This is a genomic window from Streptomyces sp. NPDC053673 (genome assembly GCF_055585225.1).
The window spans coordinates 25,466-44,906 of sequence record NZ_JBVJKN010000001.1 but is presented as its reverse complement, the minus strand read 5'-3'; the positions used below and the strand labels follow the sequence as shown (position 1 = coordinate 44,906).

Genomic DNA, 19,441 nt, shown 5'->3' with positions numbered 1-19,441 from the left:
AGACGGCTACCCGCACATGACCAAACGGCCGGCGTCGAGCTCCGCCGTCCGGTCGGCCAGGGTGTCGGCGGCCGCCCGGTCGTGGGTGATGAACACCAGGCTGAGTTCCGTCTCGTTACGGAGCCCCGTCAGAACGGCGAGGATGGCGTCGCGCGTGGCCGGGTCCAGGCCGGAGGTGATCTCGTCGCAGATCAGGACCTTGGGCTCGGCCAGCAGTGCCCGCGCTAGTGCGGCACGCTGGAGCTCCCCGCCGGACAGCGCGCCGGGGCGGCGCAAGGTCAGGGCCTCGGCCAGCCCCAGCTCCGCCAGGGTTCGTACGGCGGCCCTGCGTGCGGTGTCCCGGTCGGCACCGCGCAGCCGGACCGCCGTGCGGGCGACCTGGTCGAGGACCGGCCGGTGCTCGTCGAAGGCCGCCTTGGGGTCCTGGAACACGTACTGGACGGCCGCCAGTTCGGTGCGGGAGCGGGCGCGGAGGCTGCGTGGCAGCGGAGCCCCGTCGAGCAGGACCGCCCCGTCGTACGCGGAGTGGAGCCCGGCCAGGCACCGGCCCAGAGTGGTCTTGCCGCTGCCGGAACGGCCGACCACGGCCAGGCACTCCCCCGATGCGACCGACACCGTGACGCCGTGCAGCACCGGAACCGTGCCACGCGCGGTCCGGTGCCGGGCGGTCAGGTCCTGTGCCTCCAAGCGCTCTCCGCCGGGTCGTACGGCGGATCGTGACCGGTCGGTCACCGGCTTCACCACAGCGGGCAACACCGCGTCCGCCGGCCCCCGGTCCACGACACGACCGGCCCGCAGCACGACGACATCGTCGGCCAACTGCCGTACGACGTCCCAGTCGTGGCTCAGCAGGACCAGGGCGATGCCCTGCTCGGCGAGGTCGGCCAGCGCCTCGACGACGCCCTGTTTGGTGGCCGGGTCCTGGCCCGTGGTGGGTTCGTCGGCGACGATCACCTTGGCGCCGAGGAGCAGGGCCTGCGCGATGACGACCCGCTGCTGCTGACCGCCGGAGAGCTGGTGGGGGTAGCAGCGCAGCACCATCGTGGGGTCGGGCAGCTGGGCCCGGCGCAGGGCGTGCTCGACGCGGTCGCGGATCTCACGGCGGGTGCCGCCCCGCAGGGCGGCGATGTCGCGCAGGAGCGCTCCGGCACGCCGGGCGGGGTTGAGGACGGCGGCGGGGTGCTGGGGTACGTAGCCGACGGCTCCGGGTCCTGGGGTGTGGATCCGGCCGTCGACCCGGGCGCCGGGCGGGAACTCGCCGAACAGGGCGCGTCCGGTGGTGGTCTTCCCACTGCCCGAGGGCCCGACGAGAGCGGTGATCCGGCCGGGGTGGGCCGTCAGGCTCACGCCGTCGACGAGGGTGCCGCCGGCCACCTCCACGCGCAGTCGGTCCACTTCAGCGACCGGGTTCATCCCCGGCCTCCTTTCCTGGCGGCCTTGGCGGCCGGTGTGTGCAGGGCCGCGTCGAAGAGCAGGTTGGTGCCCATCGACAGGGCGGCGATGAGCAGGGCGGGCACCGCCACGGCCCACGGCTGGAGGAACAGGCCCGTGCGGTTGCGGTCCACCATCACCGCCCAGTCGGCGGCGTCCGGCTCGACGCCGATCCCGAGGAACGCGGCCGTGGCCACCAGGTACAGGGCGCCGGTCAGCCGGATCCCGGCGTCGGCGGCGAGGGTACGGCGCATGGACCGGGCCACATAGCCGAGCGCCGTACGCCACCAGGACTCGCCCTGCATCCGCAGCGCCTCGACGGCCGGCCGGGCGGAGATCTCGGCGGCCGCCGCGTGCACGACACGCGCGACGTCGGGTACGGCGGCCAGCCCGACCAGGACGGCCAGCCCGGCCGGCCCCGGGGTCAGGGTCGCCGCCACCAGCAGCACCAGCAGGAGCGACGGCACGGCGATCAGTACGTCGAGGGGCCGCATGAGGGCCTCCTCCAGCCAGGTACGACGGGTGAGCGCGGCGGTCAGCCCGAGCGGGACGGCCACCAGATAGGCGAGACCGGTGGCCGCGAGCGCCACGAGGACCACGGACCGGCCGCCGAGCAGGATCTGTTGCCAGACGTCCCGGCCGCTGAAATCGGTGCCGAGCCAGTGCCCGTCGCCCGAGGTGAAGGAGACCGAGCGCGGCCCGGCTGGTCCGGCGATCAGCGGCCCGAGGGCGGCCAGCAGCAGGGGCACGGCGATGAGCCCCACGGCGAGCGCGTATCGGGGCGCGTGACGCCTCATGCGACCACCTCCGCACGGGGGGCGAACCGGCGGGCCACGAGATCGGCCCCGAGGTTCGCCAGGACGGTGACCACACCGAAGACCACGGCCATGCCCTGGACGACGGGCACGTCGCGGGCGGCGACGGCGTCGATGAGCACGGTTCCGAGGCCAGGGACGACGAAGAGGGCTTCGACGACGATCACTCCGCTCAGCAGCCAGTCGCAGGTCCGGGCCAGCTGCTGGGCGGCCGGGGCTAGGGCGTTGGGCAGGGCGTGCGCCCAGCGGACGCGCGCGCCGCCGACGCCGTAGAGCTGGGCCTGGGCGACGTACGGCGAGGCCATCGCGTCGATCATCCCGGCGCGCACGAGACGGCTGATCGTGCACACGGGCCGGGAGATGAGGACGAGGACGGGCAGGACCAGTACGGCCGGCTCGGTGAACGGGTCCGCGCCGACGGCAGTGGGCGGCAGCCAGCCCAGCCACAGTCCGAACACGGTGGCGAGCAGCACGCCGAGGGCGAACTCGGGTACGGAGTGCACGGCCAGCGTCAGTGCGCTGAGGGTACGGTCCAGTGGGCCGCCCTCCCGGCGGGCGCACAGCACGCCGAGCCCGGCCGACAGCGGCAGCAGCACGGCGAGGGTGACGCAGGCGAGCAGCACCGTGGGCCCGAGGCCGCCGGACAGGTACCCGGCGACGGGCCGCCCGCTGACCAGGGACGTACCGAGGTCACCGTGGAGGAGTCCGGCGGCCCAGTCCAGGAAGCGTTCGGTGGCGGGGCGGTCCAGGTCCAGGGCCGCGCGGATGCGGGCGATGCGCTCGGGGTCGGGCTGGTCGCCGGCCAGGGCGACCGCCGCGTCCCCGGGCAGGGCCTCGGTGAGCGCGAAGACGAACAGGACGACGGCCGCCGTCTGCCCCAGACCGAGGAGCAGGCGGCGGCCGACCCAGTGGAGGTGGAGGGTCACGCGATCCAGATCTTGTCGAAGCGGGCCCAGTCGAGGGTGTTGGCCGGGGCCTTGGCGGAGACGCCGTGCACGGGGGGTGCGGTAGCGACGATCCAGTCGGCGAAGCCCCAGATCAGGAAGCCGCCTTCGTCGTGCAGGCGGCGCTGCATGCGCTCGTAGACAGCGGCCCGCTGCTTCACGTCGCGGCTGGACTGGGCCTGCTGGTAGAGGTCGTCGAAGTCCTTCTGCTGCCACTTGGTCGCGTTGGTGGTGGATCCGGTGAGCAGGCGCTGCGAGATGTGGGACTCGATGGGCATGGCTCCGGAGCGGTAGGAGGCGAAGGTCCCGTTGTCCAGGATGTCCTTCCAGTACGTGTCCTTGTTCCCGACCTTGACCTCCACGGTGACCCCGGCCTTGGCGGCCTGCTCCTTGAAGATCCCGGCGGCCTCGACGAAGCCGGGGGCGGCGGGCGCGGTGTCCAGGGTGACCTTGAGGTTCTCGGCGCCGGCCTCCTTGAGCAGGGCGCGGGCCCGGTCGAGGTCCTGGGTGCGCTGGGGCAGGCTGGACGCGTAGTACTGGTAGCCCTTGCCGAAGAGGTCGTTGCCGACCTCGCCGGCGCCGGAGAGGGCGCCGTCGACAAGTTCCTTGCGGTCGGCGATGAGGAAGAACGCCTGGCGGACCCGCTTGTCGTCGAACGGCGGCCGGTCGGTCTTCATCACGAAGCCCTGCATGGAGCTGCCGGGCAGCCGGATGACCTTGATCTTCCCCTTGCCCTCATGGGTGCGGGCGGTGGCGGGGTTGAGCTCGTGGGCGTACTGGACCTGGCCGCTGAGCAGGGCGCTGACGCGGGCCGACTCCTCGGCGGCGACGACGAACTCGACCTGGTCGAGGTGGGGTGCGCCCTCCCAGTAGGCGTCGTTGCGCTTGACCACCAGGGACTTGCCGGGGGTGAAGGAGCGATAAGTGAACGGTCCGGAGCCGACGGGCTTGTCGAAGGAGGTGGTGTCCTTGGGGACGATGTAGGCGCCGAAGGCGGCCAGCACGTTGGGGAATTCGGCGTACGGGCGCTTCAGCTTGAACTCTACGGTGGACGCGTCGAGGGCGCGGCTGGCCGCGAGGTCGATGGGCTCCAGTGATGCCTTGGCGCGGAAGGTGCCCTTGGGGTCGGCGATTCGGCGGTAGCTGTAGAGGACGTCTTCGGCGGTGACCGGGCGGCCGTCGTGGAAGGTGGCCTTGCGGAGGGTGATCTTCCAGGTGTCGAGGGCGGTGTTGGGCTCCCAGCGCTGGGCGAGCCGCGGTACGGGCGCGAGGTCGGCGCCGAAGTCGGCGAGCTTGTCGTAGAGGGCCTTGGCGCGGGCGGCGTCCACGAACAGGTTGGCGGCGTGCGGGTCGAGGGTCTCGCCCGCCCCGCCGCCCGGGAAGGCTGCCCGGAGCGTGCCGCCGCGCTTGGGCGTGCCTGCTTCGGCGGCGTTCTTGGTGTCGGTGCTCTTGCCGGTGTCGCCGGCGCAGCCGGCGGTGAGGGCGGCGGCGGTGGCGATGGCGAGGAGGAGGCCTCTGCGGGCGAGGCCGGAGCGGGGGTTGTTCACGGTGTGGTGTCTCCGTTGCTGTGCTGGGAGTTGAGCGGGGAGTGGTCCGGGTGAGGGAGCCGGGCGACGAGGTGCAGGCGGTCGGAACTCGTGGTCCCGTGCGGGGAGTCGCCTTCGCGCCACGGCGGTTCGGTGCGTGGGCCGGGGCGGTCGTACAGGTCGAGGACCTCGAAGCCCGCGGTGGTGAGGAAGTACCTCAGTTCCTGGGGGAACAGCAGCCGCCAGGCGGAGTGCTGCTCCTGTGGCGGTGTGCCGTCGTCGGCGCTCCAGGTGCGGCGGCGGCGCAGGAGTTGGTCGCCGTGGTCGATCCACAGGGTGGTGTGGGAGGTGTGGGTGGTGCCGCGCCAGTCGAAGGAGGCGGCGCGCGGTCCGTCGAGGAGTTCGGTGTTGTCGAGGAAGAAAGCGCCGTTGCGCATCTCCGCGATGAGCAGGCCGCCGGCGGTGAGGTGGGCGCGGCAGCGGTCGAGGAACGCCGTCAGGTCGTCGTTGGTGTGGCAGTACAGGAGGGCACTGTCCAGGCAGACAACCGCGTCGAATACGGCCCCGAGGTCGAAGTCCCGCATGTCGGCGCGGTGGTAGTCGGGGCCCGGGTGGGCACGGCGGGCGTGGGCGAGCATCGCTTCGGCGGTGTCGATTCCGGTGACTCGGCGTCCGGCATGGTGGTGCAGCCAGGCCGCGTCGCGGCCGGTTCCGCAGCCGATGTCCAGGACCCGGGTGCCCGCGCCGTGCCGGCGCAGGGTGTCCTCGGCCCAGCGCGCGGCAAGCCGGTCGGGGTCGGGGAACCGCTCTTCGTAGAGCTCGGGGTGATCGGTCAGGAGGTTGCCGGTGCTCTTCGGATCGGTGCTCTTCGGATCGGTGCTCATCTGGTCTCGCTCAGGGGCCTGGGGTCGCGGTGCCGGGCGGCGGAGGCCGCGTCGGGGTCGGGGACCTGGTCCGAGTCCTGGTGCCGGGAGGCCGGGGCAGTCGGTGCGGTGGCGGGAGCGGCGGGCAGGACCCCGCGCCGGTTCAGCCGAGTGACGGCAGCCGCCGAGGCGAGGCCGAGGGCCGTGCAGCAGGCGTACGGAAGCCACGCCGGCCCTGTGTTCGTGGCGGTGTCCATGGCCCACCCGACGCCCGCCCCCGCGCCCGCAGCGGCCACTCCGGACACGGCGTAGTACAGGCCGTAGAAGGTGCCGGTGAGCTCCGCGCGGCCGAACGCGGGGATGAGCTCCATGACGAACGGCGCGGCGGTCATCACTCCGAGGTGCAGCAGCAGCGTCCCGGCCAGGACCGGCAGCAGCCACGCCGGATGCTCCCCCACGGTGCCCGCCACCAGCATGGGCGGTACGAAACCGAGCGCGCTGAGAGCCAGCCCGGCGGCGATCCAGCGGCCACATCCGCCGCCTCGTGCGGCCAGTCGGCGGGTGAGGCGCAGCTGGAGCAGAAGGTTGGCGAGGGTCCCGGCCACGAGAAGCAGCCCGACGGCGCCCTCCCAGCCGGTGGCCTGCCGCGCGGCGTGCGGAAGCAGCAGGTAGAGCTGGCTCTCCATGCCGTACATGCCGACCATGGCCAGGGCGAAGGCCACGAAGCGCCGGTTGCCCGCCGCCTCCCGCCAGTCGCCGAGGACGGAGCCGGCCGGAGGCGGCACCGCGCGAGCGGGCAGTACGGCGGCCTGAGCGACGGTGAGCAGCGCGAACACGCCCGCCGCGGTCAGCGCCGCCACCCTGAATCCGCCGAACAGCAGCAGGCTCCCCAGCAGTGGCCCGAGCAGCGCCCCGGCCGTCGCGAACACGTTGAACAGCGCGAACGCCTCGGCCTTGCGATCGCCGGACTCCTGCGCGACGTAAGTCCGTACGGCCGGGTTGAACAGCGCGCCGGCCAGCCCGCTGAGCACCGACGCGGCGATCAGTACGGGCAGGGCGTCTCCGAGCGCGAACAGCGCGAAGCCGACGGTGCGCAGGCCGCAGCCCGCGATGATCACGCCGCGGGCGCCGAGTCGGTCGGCCGCCGAGCCCCCGATCAGGAACATCCCCTGCTGGCTGAGGTTGCGCAGTCCCAGGACCAGGCCGACCACCGCCGCCGACATCCCGAGGTCGTCGGTGAGGTGGGTGGCGAGGTACGGGATGAGGAGGTAGAAGCCGGTGTTGACGCCGAACTGGTTGACCAGCAGGAGCCGTACGGCCGGTGGGAAGCCGCGCACCGCGGTGAGGGTCTTCACCGTGCGGCCCCGGCGGGTATCGCGGCACGGCGCAGCACGCCCAGGCCGACGCGTGGGGCGGGGCGTACCGTGCCGTCGGCGCCGCCGATCCCGGTCCACGGGTCGTCGGCGAGCAGCAGATGGCCGTCGAGGTCGACCCAGCGGGCCCGGTCGACCAGATGCACGGCGGGCGCGATGCCGAGCGAACTGGCCGTCAGGCAGCCGAGCATGAGGTCGGTGCCGCTGCCGCGCAGCGCGGCGTGGATGCGCAGCGCTGCGCGTACGCCGCCGCACTTGGCGAGTTTGACGTTGACCCCATGGACCCTGCCGGCGAGGGATGCGGCGTCCTCGTAGGAGACGGCGTCCTCGTCTGCGATGACAGGGACCGGGGAGAGGGCGCCGACCCGGGCCAGGGCGTCGGGGCGGCCGGCCGCGATGGGCTGTTCCACGGCGGTGACGCCGAGAGCGGCGAAGCGGGGCAGCAGTGCGTGGGCCTGGTCCTCGGTCCAGGCTCCGTTGGGGTCGAGCAGCAGGTCCCCGGCGGGCGCCCCTTCGCGGACGGCCTCGACTCGGGCCAGGTCCTCGGCCGGATCGTCGGCCCCTGCCTTGACCTTCAGGACGGTGAATCCGGCTACGGCGAGCCGGGCGGCCTGGGCGGCCGCGGATACCGGCGGGACGATGCCGATGGTGCGGGCCGTGGCCGCCGACGGGGGCAGCGCGCTGCCGAGCAGCCGGTGCGCGGGTTCACCGGCTCGCTTCCCGGTGAGGTCCAGTACGGCGGCCTCGACCGCGGCGAGGACTCCGGCGGGCAGGTCGGCGCCGAGGGAACCCGCGGGGGCGAGTTCGTCCCAGGCGGTCTCGGGGTCCGGCAGGCGCTCGACCGCCGGCCGTACGTCGCTCAGGCGGCGCAGGATGTGCTGGGTGGGCAGTCCGAGGAAGTCGCTGCTGACGGCCTCCCCCCAACCACGCAGCCCGTCGTGTTCCAGGCTGACCCAGACGGCGTCGCGGCGGGCCATCACGGAGCGGGAGATGCGCAGGGGCTCCGCCAGTTCCAGTGAGGCGGTGTGCCAGGTGAGTCTCATACGGCACCTCCGGGGGCCGGAACGTGGGCGGCGAGGGGTGCGCCACCAGGTACGGGGACGGGGGCGACGGGATCCACGACGGTGCGGCAGCGCGTCCAGCCGAGGGCCTCGGCGGCGCGCGGGTGCGGGATCTCCAGCGGGCGGATGGCCGGGGCGGTGGCCCGGAGTCCGTGCGCGTGGCAGAAGTCGTCGTCGTAGACGGTTCCGAGGTAGCGGTGGGGGCCATCGGGGAAGACGGTGGCGACGACGGCGCCGGGCTCGGCCCGGGCGGCCCACGCGGAGACCAGGGCGACGGCGCCGGTGCTCCACCCGCCGCTGACGAAGCTGCCGCGGGCGAGCCGGCGGCAGGCGTCGACGGCCTCGGCGGGGCCCACCCAGTGCACCTCGTCGAAGACGCGGTGGTGGACGTTGCCGGGGTGGATGCTGCTGCCGAGTCCGCGCATCAAGCGCGGCCGGGCGGGCTGGCCGAAGATGGCGGAGCCGACGGAGTCGACGCCGATGACCTTCAGCCGGGGCCAGCGACGGCGCAGCGGTCCGACCAGTCCGGCACTGTGCCCGCCGGTGCCCACGCTGCACACCAGGACGTCCAGGTGGTCGAGCTGGCCGATCAGTTCCGCCGCCATCGAACGGTAACCGGCCGGGTTGTCGGGGTTGTTGTACTGGTCGGGCCAGTAGGCGTCCTCGGTGCGGGCCAGGACCTCGCGCAGCCGGGCGATGCGGGCGGCCTGCCAGCCGCCGTGGGCGGCCGGGCGTTCGACGAGTTCCAGCCGAGCGCCGTAGGTGCGCAGCAACTGCCGCATGGACGGTTCGAGTTCGGCGTCGCCGACGAGGACGACGGGGTGGCCGAGGACCTGCCCGGCGAAGGCCAGCCCGATGCCCATGGTGCCGGAGGTGGACTCCACGACCGGGGCACCGGGGCGCAGCTCACCGCGCCTGCGGGCGCCGGTCAGCATGGACATCGCCGCACGGGCCTTCATCCCGCCGGCGCCGAGGTGTTCGAGCTTGGCCCAGAACCCGGGGTGGGCGTGGGGCAGGTCGGTGCGGATATGGGCGACGGGGGTATGACCCAGCAGGGGCAGGAGATCGGGGTTGGCGGCGGTGACGTCCGACCGGTGCAGGAGTGGAGCGAGGGTCACGGACGGCCTCCGTAGCGGTGGATGATGCCCGGGCCGCCGTCGAGCCAGAAGAACGGGTACGGCTCCGCGGACACGGCGCTCACTCCGGCGCCGAGGAAGCGGGGCAGGACGGCGCTGCCGGTCTGGGCGAACATCACCAGGGGCTTGCCGGTCGCGGCGGCGTGATCGAGCAGGCCCTGGAAGGTGCCGTTGCTGAGAGTCATGCCGGAGGCGAGGACGGCGCCGCAGCGTTCGAGGTGGGCGGCCGCGTCGGTGAGGACGGGCTCTCCCCACTCGGTGGTGCCGCCCTTGAGGTCGCACGGCAGGTACGCGCGGTCTCGCGAACGCAGCTGCTCCAGGAGCGAGTTCACCACTCCGACCACCAGAACCGGCCCGTGCTCGCCGGGCGTCGTGGAGTGGGCGGGCAGGAGGTCGACGACAGCGCGCGCCCGGGCCCGCGAACGGCTCAGCGAGCTACCAGCCGGCAGCGGATACGGCCGGGCGCCGTTGCCCGGCGTGTGCGGGCGTACGTGGGCCAGGTAGGCGTCGAGGGCCGCGATCCGCACCGGCAGGAGCGGATGGGACAGGAGGTCGGCGACGGTAGCGCCCACGCAGTCGTCGAGGGCGCCCGCGGGCAGCGCCCCGGGCTCCACGGCGCAGGATCCGACGGCCGCGTCGAGCCGCAGGCTGAGCACCTCGTTGCGGTACCCGCGAGCGCGGCCCTCGTGGCGGACGGCCTGGGTCGTGGTGAAGGCGAGCGAGATCCGCTCGTGGGCCGGGTCGGAGCCGTAAGCCCCGGCGCGGACGGTGTCGACGAGTTGGCCGACGGTCCGGACGACAGGGTCTCCGTGCGGCGCCTTACGATTCAAGGGCCCTTCGCTCGCAGGCGCGTGAGGGGCGGACAGGGTCACGCGGGCACCGCCGCGGAGGGCTCGTAACACGTGCGCAGCTCGGCCAGCAGCCGCTCGGCGTCCTCACGGGCGCCGCCGCCCTCGGTGTCGGCGGTCATGACGTGCCCGAGGTACTCGTTGTTGCTGGTGGCGGCCCGCACGGTGCGGCCCGGCTCGGCGAGGGTGAGCTCCAGCACCTCGGGCCGGGCGCGGAGGGCCTCGGCCCCCTCGATGCCGGCGAGGACTCCTGCGGAGTCGGGCAGGAGGAAGGCGATGGCGGCGCTGCGCACGCCGGTCGCTCGCGGCGTGAGGTCGGGCGCGCGGCCGAGGGCCACGTCCACGCAGGCGGTCGCCAGGTCGATGCCCGTGACATGGCGGACCAGTTCGGTGATGCGGTTGCCGGCCGGGCGGGGGTTGACCTCGACTACCTGGGGCCCGTCGGGCGTGAGCTTGATCTCGGTGTGGCAGACCACCTGGTCCAGCCCGAGTGCCTTGACCGCCCGCAGCGCGGTCTCGGCGGCCTCCGAGGCCAGGGCCTCCTCGATGCCGGCCGGGAACATGTGGCCGGTCTCGATGAAGGCGGGCGCTCCGCCGATGCTCTTGTCGGTGACGCCCACGACGTGGGTGGCGCCCCCGAAGGAGACGGTCTCGACACTGACTTCAGGCCCCTGCAGCAGCTCTTCGAGCAGGATGACAGGGGCGCGGTCCTGGCCGCGCGCGTTGACGGGGAACGCGGCGAGGGCCTGGCAGGCGAGCTCCAGTTCGCGTTCGTCGCGCACCGCGCGGACCAGCATGCCCGCGCACAGGTCCACGGGCTTCACGACGAGCGGGTAGCCGATCTCGGCGGCGGCGACGGCCGCCTCCCCGGCCCCCTCGCAGATCGCGAAGCGGGGTCCGGCCACGTCGGCTTCGCCGAGCATACGGCGCGTCAGGTCCTTGCGGCACGCCGCCTCGACGGCCTCCGGGGCAGGTCCGGGCAGGCCCAGCCGCGCGGCGGTGTGCGCAACGGCCGGCAGGTAGTAGTCGCAGGAGGAGACCACCCCGTCGAAGCCGAGGACGGCGTGCAGGCCCTCGATCCGCGCGAGGAGGGCGTCCGTGTCGTTGGTGTCCGCCGTGATGACGTTGCGGGCCGTGAGCAGCGGGTGCGGCCCGTCACCCGCGGGGGCCGAGCGCAGGTAGTGGTGCAGGTCGCGGGTGACGAAGGTGAACTCGTGCCCGTCTTCGCGGATCGCCCTGGGCAGCAGCCTGCTCATCGACCCCACCCAGCTTTCGATCACCAGCAGATGTCCCACCGGATTTCCTCTCAGACTGCCGTCGGCGCTGTGCGACCCCCACGCTATCGGAAATCGTTTTCATTTCCAATAGAGATTTTTTCGGGTAGCCTGCGGACCCCCGAAGCAGGAGAGGCAGCAAGCGATGGAAGAGCTGACGCGACATCAGAGAGTCGGGCCGTACACGGTGCGGCACGCGAGGGCCGAGGACCTGGCCGGCGCCCGGAGCGTCATGCTGGACACCTTCTACCGGGAGTTCGGCTACGGGTACGTGCCGACCTGGCACCCCGACGTCGTCGACCTCGACGGCACATACCTGCGGAACCCGCGGCACACCCTCGTCGTCGCCGTGAGCGACGACGGCGAGGTGGTCGGCACCACCGCCCTCAACTCCCGCGGCCCCACACATCCGCCGCACCCGCGAAGCCTCGTCGAGCGCTACCCCTCGGGACGGACCGCGCAGCTGCTGCGCGTGTACGTACGCCCCGAGCACCGGCGGCACGGGCTGGCCCGCGCGATGGTGCACACCGCCTGCGCGTTCGCCGCGTCGGTGCCCGGCTACGAACGCATCTACCTGCACACCAACGTCGACATCCCGGGTGCGGAGGGTTTCTGGCGCGGCATGGCCACCGAGGTCTTCGACGCCCGCGCCACGGGTGAGCACGGCGGATTCGGGACCGTCCATTTCGAGATGCCGCTCCTGGCACCGGGAGCGGACCCCGCACAGGGAACGGGACCGGGCCGGCAGCCGGCCGGCGTCATGTGACCCGTCACTCGCCGACGGCGCGTGTGATGTCCGCCGCCTTCATCGCCGACGGCCCAAGGCCCCCCGGTAGTGGTCGTGACCACTACCGGGGGGCCTTCCTCCGCCCGCGATGAGGCCCTACCGGCTGACGTACGGCAGCAGCGCCATCTCGCGGGCGTTCTTGATGGCGGCGGCGAGCTGCCGCTGCTGCTGGGCGGTGACCCGGGTGACGCGGCGGCTGCGGATCTTGCCGCGGTCGGAGATGAACTTCCGCAGCAGGTCGGTGTCCTTGTAGTCGATGTACGTGATCCCGGCCGCGTCGAGCGGGTTGGGGCGGGCCTTCACGGGCTTGCGGGCATCCTGGCGGCGAGCCATGAGGGTCGTCCTTCTTGGTCGAGTCGTTCGTGGGTCAGGAAGCGTCGAGGAGGGAGTCGAAGGCGGCGGGGAGGTGCTTCCAGCCGTCCGGCCCCGCCGCGTACTCCTCGTCGGTGAGGAGGCAGGATTCGAGGAGCTGTTCCAGGCCGTCGCGGTCGAGCCCCGGCGAGGTGAAGACCAGGTGCTGGCAGCAGTCGCCGTGCTCGGGATGCCAGTCCATGGCCGCGGCGGCCCGGCGCATCGGCGGGACCATCTCCCAGGCGGCGTCGGGCAGGGAAGCGAGCCAGGGGCCGGCACTCTCCACACACAGCGCGCCGCCCGCGGCGTCCCAGGCCAGCAGGGTGTTGGGCCGGTCGGCCAGCCAGAACCGGCCGCGGCTGCGCGCGGCAGCGCAGCACAGGTCCTCAAGGGCCTGGTACAGGCGCTCGGGGTGGAAGGGGCGCCGGCGGTGCCAGACGAGTGTGGTGACACCGGCGTCGTCCGCGTCCTGGGGCAGCAGCGCGCACGCGGGGTGCTGCGCCGCCGCGGCGGCCTCCACATCGAAGCCGGTGAAGGCCGCCTCGGCGAGGTCGCCCGAGTCGGCCGCCACTTGGCGGGCGGTGGGGTGCAGCTGGGCGAGCAGCGCGTGGTCCTCGTCGTCGGCCTCTTCGTTGTCGACGAGGGCGAGGACGGGCGCGTACTCCAGCTGACGGGCGAAGGTGTCTCCGACAGTGCGCCGATCGGTGGGGGCGGCTGCCAGGCCGCCCTCGGCGAGGTCGTCGCCATTGCCGAGATACGGCAGCACGAGAGCCGGGTCCACCGCCGTGATCACGTTGGTGAGGACCATGTCCTCACCGGCGTGCGCCGCGACGACTTCGGCCATCGCCTTGGGCTCGACCGAGTCCCACAGTTCGACCACCGCGAGCCGGGTCAGGCCGGCGCCGGCCAGCCGCTCCAGCTCCGGTACGAGGTCCTCCCGCAGCGCGCAGCACGCGCAGTCGTTGACCAGGGGCGTCCCCTCCTCGGACAGCAGCCCGGAGGCGTGGCGGATCAGGCGCCGCACCGCGCCGTCCGGCGCACCCGTCAGGTCGTGATGAAGAGCGACGCTGCCGGGGACGGCTCGAAGGAGGCGGTCGACGACCTCCTTGCGGGCCTCGGCGTGGAGCCCGGCGACGATCACGACGGGCAGTCGGGGGTCCTGCGCCATCAGCGGGCCCCGTACCGGCGCTCGAAGCGTTCGACGCGGCCGGCGGTGTCCATGACGCGGGCGGTGCCGGTGTAGAAGGGGTGGCTCGCGGACGAGATCTCCACGTCGACGACCGGGTAGGTGTGGCCGTCCTCCCACTCGATCGTCTTCTGGCTGGTCATGGTGGAGCGGGTGAGGAAAGCGGTGCCGGAGGCGGTGTCGCGGAAGACGACGGGGCCGTAGGCGGGGTGCAGGCCGGGCTTCATGGCGGGGACCTTTCGGTGGTTACGGCTTGGGTTCAGCGCTCTTCGCGGAAGTCGACGTGGCGGCGGGCCATGGGGTCGTACTTGCGCAGCACCAGCCGGTCGGGGTTGTTCCGCCGGTTCTTACGGGTGACGTACGTGAAGCCGGTGCCCGCCGTGGAGCGGAGCTTGATGACCGGGCGGAGTTCGTTGCGTGCCATGAGGCTAGTATATGGCAACGGTTTTCATTACCAATACGTGATGGCCGCAGAGAGAGGCAGGTAACACCCATGTCCGCCCACTGCCAACTGACCGGCGCCAAGCCGGGCTTCGGCAACACGATCTCCCACTCCCACCGGCGCACCTCGCGTCGCTTCGACCCGAACATCCAGCGCAAGCGCTACTGGCTGCCCAGCGAGGGTCGGCACGTCCGTCTGACCCTCAGCACCAAGGCGATCAAGACGGTGGATGTGATCGGCATCGAGGCGGCCGTGGCAAGGATCCGGGCACGAGGGGTGAAGGTCTGATGGCGAAGAAGAGCAAGATCGCGCAGAACGAGAAGCGCAAGGAGACCGTCGAGCGCTACGCCGCCCGGCGGGCCGAACTGAAGGAGATCATCCGCCGCCCCCCGTCGACCGCCGAGGAACGCCGGACCGCTCAGGCGGAACTGAGCAGGCAGCCGCGCAACGCCAGCGCGACCCGGGTCCGCAACCGCGACAGCGTCGACGGCCGACCCCGCGGCTACCTCCGCAAGTTCGGCCTCTCCCGGGTCCGCGCCAGGCAGCAGGCGCACGCCGGCTTCCTGCCCGGCGTGACGAAGTCCTCCTGGTGATCCCCCCGGGGTGACGTGCGCACCTCGGCTCTGGGCACTCCACCGCGAGGATGCGGTGGAGTGCCCGGCCGAGACCCCGGCCTCAAGCCACAGCCGAGGCGCCCACGACGTCGACCACCGAACGAGACGCCCGGACACGCCCGTACATCGGGCGGACAGGAGGCGGCCATGAGCACCGACACTCCTCAGCTCCCCTCCTACGCGACCTCGGCCGTCACGGGCCGCCGGAGAACCGGCGACCGACGAACCATGGACCGGCAAACCGAGGTGCTGAAGATCCTCGAAGAGGCAGGCCGATTCCTCACGGCCCGGCAACTGCACATCCTGAGCGTCATCCAGGGGTCCGGCGCGGGCCTTTCCACGGTCTACCGAATCCTGCGATCCGCCGACGCCGCCGACCTGCTCGAAGTCGTGCACGTGCCCTCCGGAAAGGCGTACCGCCTTCTGCCCGACAGTCACGAACACCGTCTGGAATGCCGCGGGTGCGGCGAGGGCGTCCTGTTCACCTCGGAGGCACTTGAGGAGTGGCTCGCGGGACTGGGCAGCCGCTACGGCTTTCACGACGTACGGCATGCCGTGAGCGTGACGGGGACCTGCCGCCGGTGCCTGCACAGCAAAACATGACATTCCCACCGAAATTGCTTTCATCGAAGGGCCCCGCATGATCTTCCATCGGACGACCGGTACGCCGAAGGGCTTGCTGAGCGTGGTCGCCGGGAACTCCCCCGAGATCCGCGGAGGTCTGGTCGAACAGCTGCTCCAGGCAAGCCCGGAGGTGGTGGTCCTCTCCGTGTCGGTCGAGGACGGCCCCTCCGGCGGCTACCCGGTGGTCCAGCGCCTGATGACCACCAGCGGCGCCCGGTCGGCGGTGCCGACGTCCTTGGGCGCGACCGGCGACCCCGTGGTGATCCTGCGTCAGGACCTGGTCGCGCTCCGCCGGGCCACGAAGGACGTCCATGTCGTCCTGGCGCTGCCCGAGCACGTCGATGTTCTTCCCTTCCTGGCCGAGTTGTGGCGAACCCGGACCGGCGCCGACAGCCTGGAGGACCACTACGATGCCACTCCGGTCCTCGTCGGCGTCGACCCGGCCGTCTTCCTGGCGGACATCGCCTGCGTACACCGGGCGGTACGGGTCTGGGGCGGCGACGCCCAGGGCGAGCCGCTCACTCCGGCCGAGGCCGCCGCCCGGCAGGTGGAGGCGGCCGACGCCCTCGTCCTGACGGACGCGTCACCGGGGAGCCAGGAACCCGGCCAGGCAGCCAATGCGCTCATGCGGCACCTCAATCCCCGTGCCGGTATGATCACCCTCGGCCGGATCGCCGCCCGGCAGCCAGCGTCGGGCCGGGTCCTGACCCGCCCGCAGGTTCCCGCGCAGGCGCGAGAGGCGTGGGAGTCCCGGCTCGATGCCGTGACCTACCCGTACGCGTACCCCGAAACCCACCAGGCCGTCTCCTCCGTCGTCTGGCGTTCCCGCCGCCCCCTGCACCCCGAGCGGCTCGCCGATGCCCTCGGCGACGCCATGCTCGGCGTAGTGCGCAGCCGCGGCCATCTCTGGCTCGCCAGCCGGCCTGATGCCGTCGTCACCTGGCGCTCGGCCGGTGGCCACCTGGAGATCCGCGAGGCCGACCGCTGGCTGGAGGCGCCGGCGTCCCCGGCATGGGAGGCTGCTACCCCGCAACGCCGCACGCTGGCCTGCTGGTTCTGGGACGACTACTACGGCGAACGCCGCAACGAGATCGCGTTCACGGGCGCGGGCCTCGACCTGAACCGCATCGCCGGCGCCCTGGACAGCGCTCTGCTGACCGAGAGTGAACTCTCGCTCGGCCCCGAGGGCTGGAGCGCCATGAACGATCCGCTCCTCAGCGAGACCGAAGACCGCTGAGCCATGGGGTGCGTGCACCCGCGCCAACGCCTGAAGGCACCTCGCCGTTGCGAGGTGCCTTCAGTCTGTCGAAGCCGGGTCGAGCGGTGCCGTGGCTGCGACCACCGCCCGACCCGGAGTCTGTCAGGCCGACTGCGCGAGCGCGGAGTGCTCGTGTTCGCAGGCGTCCTCGATGCCGTACGTGTCCCAGCCGGGGAAGGGGTCGTCGGCGGGCACGCTCTCACCCTCGGCCATCAGGCAGCCGGCCAGGGCCGCCCGCAGCGCCTCGGCGCGCAAGCCGGTGCCGATGAACACCAGTTCCTGCCCCTGGCCGTCGCCGTCACGGACACCGGACGGTTCGAAGCGGGCGACGGAACCGGCCTGCGACCAGAGGCCGGTGACATGCGGTCGACTGGCCAGCCAGAAGAAGCCCTTGGAGCGGAGGATCGTGCCGTACGTGCCGCTGCCGAGCCCCTTCGTCACGAAGGTGAACAGCCGGCCCGGGTGGAACGGCCGCTCGGAGCGGAAGACGATGCTGGAGATCCCGTACTCCTCGGTCTCCGGCACGTGGTCGCCGTTGAGTTCCATGACCCACCCCGGCGCTTCCTGCGCACGCTCCAGGTCGAAGAGGCCGGTCCCCAGGATGTCGCCGGACGCCACCTGGCCCCGGACGGCGGTCAGCAGGCGGGCCGCCGGATTCAACCGCGTCAGGGCGGCACGCAGACGCGCGGCGTCCTCAGGCTCCACCAGGTCGAGCTTGTTGAGGACGATCACGTCGGCGAACTCGATCTGGTCCATCAGCAGGTCGCTGACCGTCCGCTCGTCCTCCTCGTACTGGTCGAGGCCGCGATCGGCCAGACCGTCGCCGCCCGCGAGCTCGGGGAGGAAGTTCGCGGCGTCGACGACGGTGACCATCGTGTCCAGGCGGGCCAGATCACCCAGGGTTGCGCCGTCGTCGCGCGGGAACGCGAAGGTGGCGGCGACCGGCATCGGCTCGGAGATGCCACTGGACTCGATGAGCAGATAGTCGAAGCGGCCCTCGCGGGCGAGCCTTTCGACCTCCTCGAGCAGGTCGTCGCGCAGGGTGCAGCAGATGCACCCGTTGGTCATCTCGACCAGGCGCTCCTCCGTCCGCGACAGCGCCGCCTCGCCACCGCTCACCAGCGCCGCGTCGATATTGATCTCACTCATGTCGTTGACGATGACCGCTACCCGCAGGCCGCCACGGTTGCTCAGCACGTGGTTGAGCAGCGTGGTCTTGCCTGCCCCGAGAAAGCCCGACAGCACGGTCACCGGCAGCCGCCGGTCGGCGGTGTCACCCCTCACGCTCATCCCTCGGGACGCAGCAGACCGCGCTCGTACGCCTTCAGCAGCCTCTGCGGTACGAGGTACACGGAGCCGTCCACCGTCAGGGGCACGAGCTGAGGCGTCGTGGCCTTCCACTGGGCGCGGCGGTGACGCGTATTGCTGCGGGACATCTTCCGCTTGGGGACGGCCATGAACTACCTCCGGGGGAGCAAGGGAACGACCGACACTCTACCTGGAAATGGATTCCATTACCAAAAGAGTCAGTGCACCCTGCGGTCCTCCAGAGGGGCCGCCCGCAGGACGTCGTCTCCCACGCGCGGCAGGTGCGGGGTGTGGTTGACCAGCCGGGCCGAATTGCCGACCACGGCGATGCTGCTGGTGTTGTGCAGCAGGGCGGCGATGACCGGGTTCATGGAGCCACCGGCCCCGGCCACCAGGCCGAGCAGGTTGACGCCGATCGCGAGGCCGTAGTTCTGCCGTACGACGCGTAGGGTGTGGCGGCTGAGTTCGACGACGGCGGCGACCTGGCGCAGGTCGTTTCCGGCGAGGGCGATGTCGGCGGTCTCCAGAGCCACGTGTGAGGAGTGTTCGCCCATGGTGATGCCGACGTCGGCGAGGGCGAGGGCCGGGGCGTCGTTGGTGCCGTCGCCGACCATCGCGACCGTGTGGCCCTCCGCCCGGAGGTCGCGGATCAGCTGGAGCTTCGCCTCCGGCAGGGCGTGCGCGTGCACTTCGGTGATGCCGAGCGTGTCGGCGACGACCTGGGCGGTCTCCGGCGCGTCGCCGGTGAGCAGGATCAGGCGGGCGACGCCGAGCTCGCGCAGCTGCTGGATGACGGTCTCGGCTCCGGCGCGTACCGCGTCGGAGACCCCGAGCATGCCGATCAGGTCCTGGTGGTGGGCCAGGCAGATGACGGTCTCGCCGCCGCTCCTCAAGCGGTCGTTCCAGCCCTGGGCCTTCTCTGTCAGCCCTACGCCGTTCTGGCGCAGCAGGGCGGGGCTGCCCACCAGCAGCCGGGTGCCGTCGAGTTCGGCGCGCATACCCATGCCGAGGACGACCTCGCACGCCTGGTGGATCGTGATGTGCAGGTGCTGTTCCTCGGTGCGGGCGACAATGGCCTGGGCGAGTGGGTGGCGGGCGTGCAGCTCACCGGAGGCGGCAAGGCTCAGCACCTCGTCGGCCGTGAACTCCTCGCTGAGGGCGACCACGCTGGTGACGAGAGGCTTACCGAAGGTCAAGGTGCCGGTCTTGTCGAAAACGACGGCGGTGACCCGGCCGAGCCGTCACCCGCGCGGCGACAACGCCCCTGGTTCTCTTCCGCGACAACGACAGCCTCTTGCTGGAGGCCGAACGAGATGTGCGGCAGGCCGCGGACACCGGCGGGACCGACGCCTACCCGGCGCGCTTCGGCCACTTCGTGGAAGGCGCCGACCCCCTGCATCCGACACTGCGTGAGTCGCCGGAGCTCCTCCACCAGTACCTCGCGATGGCCCGCCACAGCCAGACCAGCCCCGACGAACGCCTGAGGCACTCGGGCCGCGCGCGAACCGAGGCAGAAGACCTGGTCCGGACGCTGCGCGGCCCCAACGGCTTCCTGGCCCGCCGGTCCTCCGGGTCGGGCAGAGCCATGCCGCTCATGTCG

Annotated in this window: 21 protein-coding genes and 1 pseudogene; 5 read left to right on the top strand and 17 right to left on the bottom strand. The window is 72.2% G+C overall.

Annotated elements, in window-relative coordinates; genetic code table 11:
• Positions 1-6 precede the first annotated feature (6 nt).
• From ACZ6ZQ_RS00260 to ACZ6ZQ_RS00215, 10 genes are read right to left on the bottom strand one after another with little or no spacing between them, the layout of a single operon-like run.
• The gene (locus ACZ6ZQ_RS00260; protein ID WP_469766287.1) at positions 7-1,413 is read right to left on the bottom strand and encodes an ABC transporter ATP-binding protein; all 1,407 of its coding nucleotides are present in this window, start codon (positions 1,411-1,413) and stop codon (positions 7-9) included.
• Positions 1,410-2,228, bottom strand: a complete 819-nt coding sequence (locus ACZ6ZQ_RS00255; protein WP_469766286.1) for an ABC transporter permease — start codon at positions 2,226-2,228, stop codon at positions 1,410-1,412. Before ACZ6ZQ_RS00255 ends, ACZ6ZQ_RS00260 begins: the two co-directional genes overlap by 4 nt.
• Positions 2,225-3,181 carry an ABC transporter permease gene (locus tag ACZ6ZQ_RS00250; protein ID WP_469766794.1) on the bottom strand — a complete coding sequence of 319 codons (957 nt, stop codon included), beginning with the start codon at positions 3,179-3,181 and terminating at the stop codon, positions 2,225-2,227. The genes ACZ6ZQ_RS00255 and ACZ6ZQ_RS00250 overlap by 4 nt, the downstream gene beginning before the upstream one ends.
• Entirely contained in the window at positions 3,169-4,737 is a 1,569-nt protein-coding gene (locus ACZ6ZQ_RS00245; protein ID WP_469766285.1) for an ABC transporter substrate-binding protein, read from the bottom strand. Before ACZ6ZQ_RS00245 ends, ACZ6ZQ_RS00250 begins: the two co-directional genes overlap by 13 nt.
• Positions 4,734-5,600 carry a class I SAM-dependent methyltransferase gene (locus ACZ6ZQ_RS00240; protein WP_469766284.1) on the bottom strand — a complete coding sequence of 289 codons (867 nt, stop codon included), beginning with the start codon at positions 5,598-5,600 and terminating at the stop codon, positions 4,734-4,736. Before ACZ6ZQ_RS00240 ends, ACZ6ZQ_RS00245 begins: the two co-directional genes overlap by 4 nt.
• Entirely contained in the window at positions 5,597-6,934 is a 1,338-nt protein-coding gene (locus tag ACZ6ZQ_RS00235) for an MFS transporter (protein WP_469766283.1), read from the bottom strand. The genes ACZ6ZQ_RS00240 and ACZ6ZQ_RS00235 overlap by 4 nt, the downstream gene beginning before the upstream one ends.
• The gene (locus ACZ6ZQ_RS00230; protein WP_469766282.1) at positions 6,931-7,995 is read right to left on the bottom strand and encodes a dipeptide epimerase; all 1,065 of its coding nucleotides are present in this window, start codon (positions 7,993-7,995) and stop codon (positions 6,931-6,933) included. The genes ACZ6ZQ_RS00235 and ACZ6ZQ_RS00230 overlap by 4 nt, the downstream gene beginning before the upstream one ends.
• Positions 7,992-9,131, bottom strand: a complete 1,140-nt coding sequence (locus ACZ6ZQ_RS00225) for a PLP-dependent cysteine synthase family protein (RefSeq protein WP_469766281.1) — start codon at positions 9,129-9,131, stop codon at positions 7,992-7,994. Before ACZ6ZQ_RS00225 ends, ACZ6ZQ_RS00230 begins: the two co-directional genes overlap by 4 nt.
• Positions 9,128-9,979 (bottom strand): Rossmann-like domain-containing protein, encoded by an 852-nt coding sequence (locus ACZ6ZQ_RS00220; protein ID WP_469766280.1) that lies wholly within the window; start codon positions 9,977-9,979, stop codon positions 9,128-9,130. The genes ACZ6ZQ_RS00225 and ACZ6ZQ_RS00220 overlap by 4 nt, the downstream gene beginning before the upstream one ends.
• 38 nt (positions 9,980-10,017) lie before the next feature.
• Complete coding sequence (locus ACZ6ZQ_RS00215; RefSeq protein WP_469766279.1) at positions 10,018-11,292, bottom strand: ATP-grasp domain-containing protein; 1,275 nt, start codon at positions 11,290-11,292, stop codon at positions 10,018-10,020.
• Positions 11,293-11,416: 124 nt separating this feature from the next.
• Between ACZ6ZQ_RS00215 and ACZ6ZQ_RS00210 the strand changes: the two genes are divergently transcribed.
• On the top strand, positions 11,417-12,037 hold the full coding sequence (locus ACZ6ZQ_RS00210) for a GNAT family N-acetyltransferase (RefSeq protein ID WP_469766278.1): 621 nt from the start codon (positions 11,417-11,419) through the stop codon (positions 12,035-12,037).
• Positions 12,038-12,154: 117 nt separating this feature from the next.
• On the opposite strand, the gene rpsR is transcribed toward ACZ6ZQ_RS00210, so the two are convergent.
• From rpsR to rpmG, 4 genes are read right to left on the bottom strand one after another with little or no spacing between them, the layout of a single operon-like run.
• Entirely contained in the window at positions 12,155-12,391 is a 237-nt protein-coding gene (rpsR, locus tag ACZ6ZQ_RS00205) for a 30S ribosomal protein S18 (protein ID WP_469766277.1), read from the bottom strand.
• A gap of 34 nt (positions 12,392-12,425) precedes the next feature.
• Positions 12,426-13,577, bottom strand: coding sequence for a CobW family GTP-binding protein (locus ACZ6ZQ_RS00200; protein ID WP_469766276.1), 1,152 nt, complete (start codon positions 13,575-13,577; stop codon positions 12,426-12,428).
• Complete coding sequence (locus ACZ6ZQ_RS00195; protein WP_469766275.1) at positions 13,577-13,822, bottom strand: type B 50S ribosomal protein L31; 246 nt, start codon at positions 13,820-13,822, stop codon at positions 13,577-13,579. Before ACZ6ZQ_RS00195 ends, ACZ6ZQ_RS00200 begins: the two co-directional genes overlap by 1 nt.
• A 32-nt stretch (positions 13,823-13,854) precedes the next feature.
• Positions 13,855-14,019 (bottom strand): 50S ribosomal protein L33, encoded by a 165-nt coding sequence (gene rpmG, locus ACZ6ZQ_RS00190; RefSeq protein ID WP_055601144.1) that lies wholly within the window; start codon positions 14,017-14,019, stop codon positions 13,855-13,857.
• A gap of 69 nt (positions 14,020-14,088) precedes the next feature.
• On the opposite strand from rpmG, the gene rpmB reads away from it, so the two are divergent.
• From rpmB to ACZ6ZQ_RS00170, 4 genes are all read left to right on the top strand, one after another.
• Positions 14,089-14,325 (top strand): 50S ribosomal protein L28, encoded by a 237-nt coding sequence (rpmB, locus tag ACZ6ZQ_RS00185; RefSeq protein WP_360583748.1) that lies wholly within the window; start codon positions 14,089-14,091, stop codon positions 14,323-14,325.
• Complete coding sequence (gene rpsN / locus ACZ6ZQ_RS00180) at positions 14,325-14,630, top strand: 30S ribosomal protein S14 (RefSeq protein WP_469766274.1); 306 nt, start codon at positions 14,325-14,327, stop codon at positions 14,628-14,630. Before rpmB ends, rpsN begins: the two co-directional genes overlap by 1 nt.
• A gap of 168 nt (positions 14,631-14,798) precedes the next feature.
• The gene (locus ACZ6ZQ_RS00175) at positions 14,799-15,254 is read left to right on the top strand and encodes a Fur family transcriptional regulator (protein WP_469766273.1); all 456 of its coding nucleotides are present in this window, start codon (positions 14,799-14,801) and stop codon (positions 15,252-15,254) included.
• A 37-nt stretch (positions 15,255-15,291) separates the two neighbouring features.
• On the top strand, positions 15,292-16,512 hold the full coding sequence (locus tag ACZ6ZQ_RS00170) for a GTP-binding protein (protein ID WP_469766272.1): 1,221 nt from the start codon (positions 15,292-15,294) through the stop codon (positions 16,510-16,512).
• A gap of 123 nt (positions 16,513-16,635) precedes the next feature.
• On the opposite strand, the gene ACZ6ZQ_RS00165 is transcribed toward ACZ6ZQ_RS00170, so the two are convergent.
• The 3 genes and pseudogenes from ACZ6ZQ_RS00165 to ACZ6ZQ_RS00155 all read right to left on the bottom strand — a co-directional run.
• On the bottom strand, positions 16,636-17,823 hold the full coding sequence (locus ACZ6ZQ_RS00165) for a GTP-binding protein (RefSeq protein WP_469766271.1): 1,188 nt from the start codon (positions 17,821-17,823) through the stop codon (positions 16,636-16,638).
• Positions 17,820-17,990: a 50S ribosomal protein L32 gene (gene rpmF, locus ACZ6ZQ_RS00160; RefSeq protein ID WP_360583757.1), complete on the bottom strand. Its 171-nt coding sequence runs from the start codon at positions 17,988-17,990 to the stop codon at positions 17,820-17,822. Before rpmF ends, ACZ6ZQ_RS00165 begins: the two co-directional genes overlap by 4 nt.
• A 69-nt stretch (positions 17,991-18,059) precedes the next feature.
• Positions 18,060-19,067: pseudogene (locus ACZ6ZQ_RS00155) on the bottom strand (heavy metal translocating P-type ATPase); the annotation flags it as partial.
• Positions 19,068-19,441: the final 374 nt, after the last annotated feature.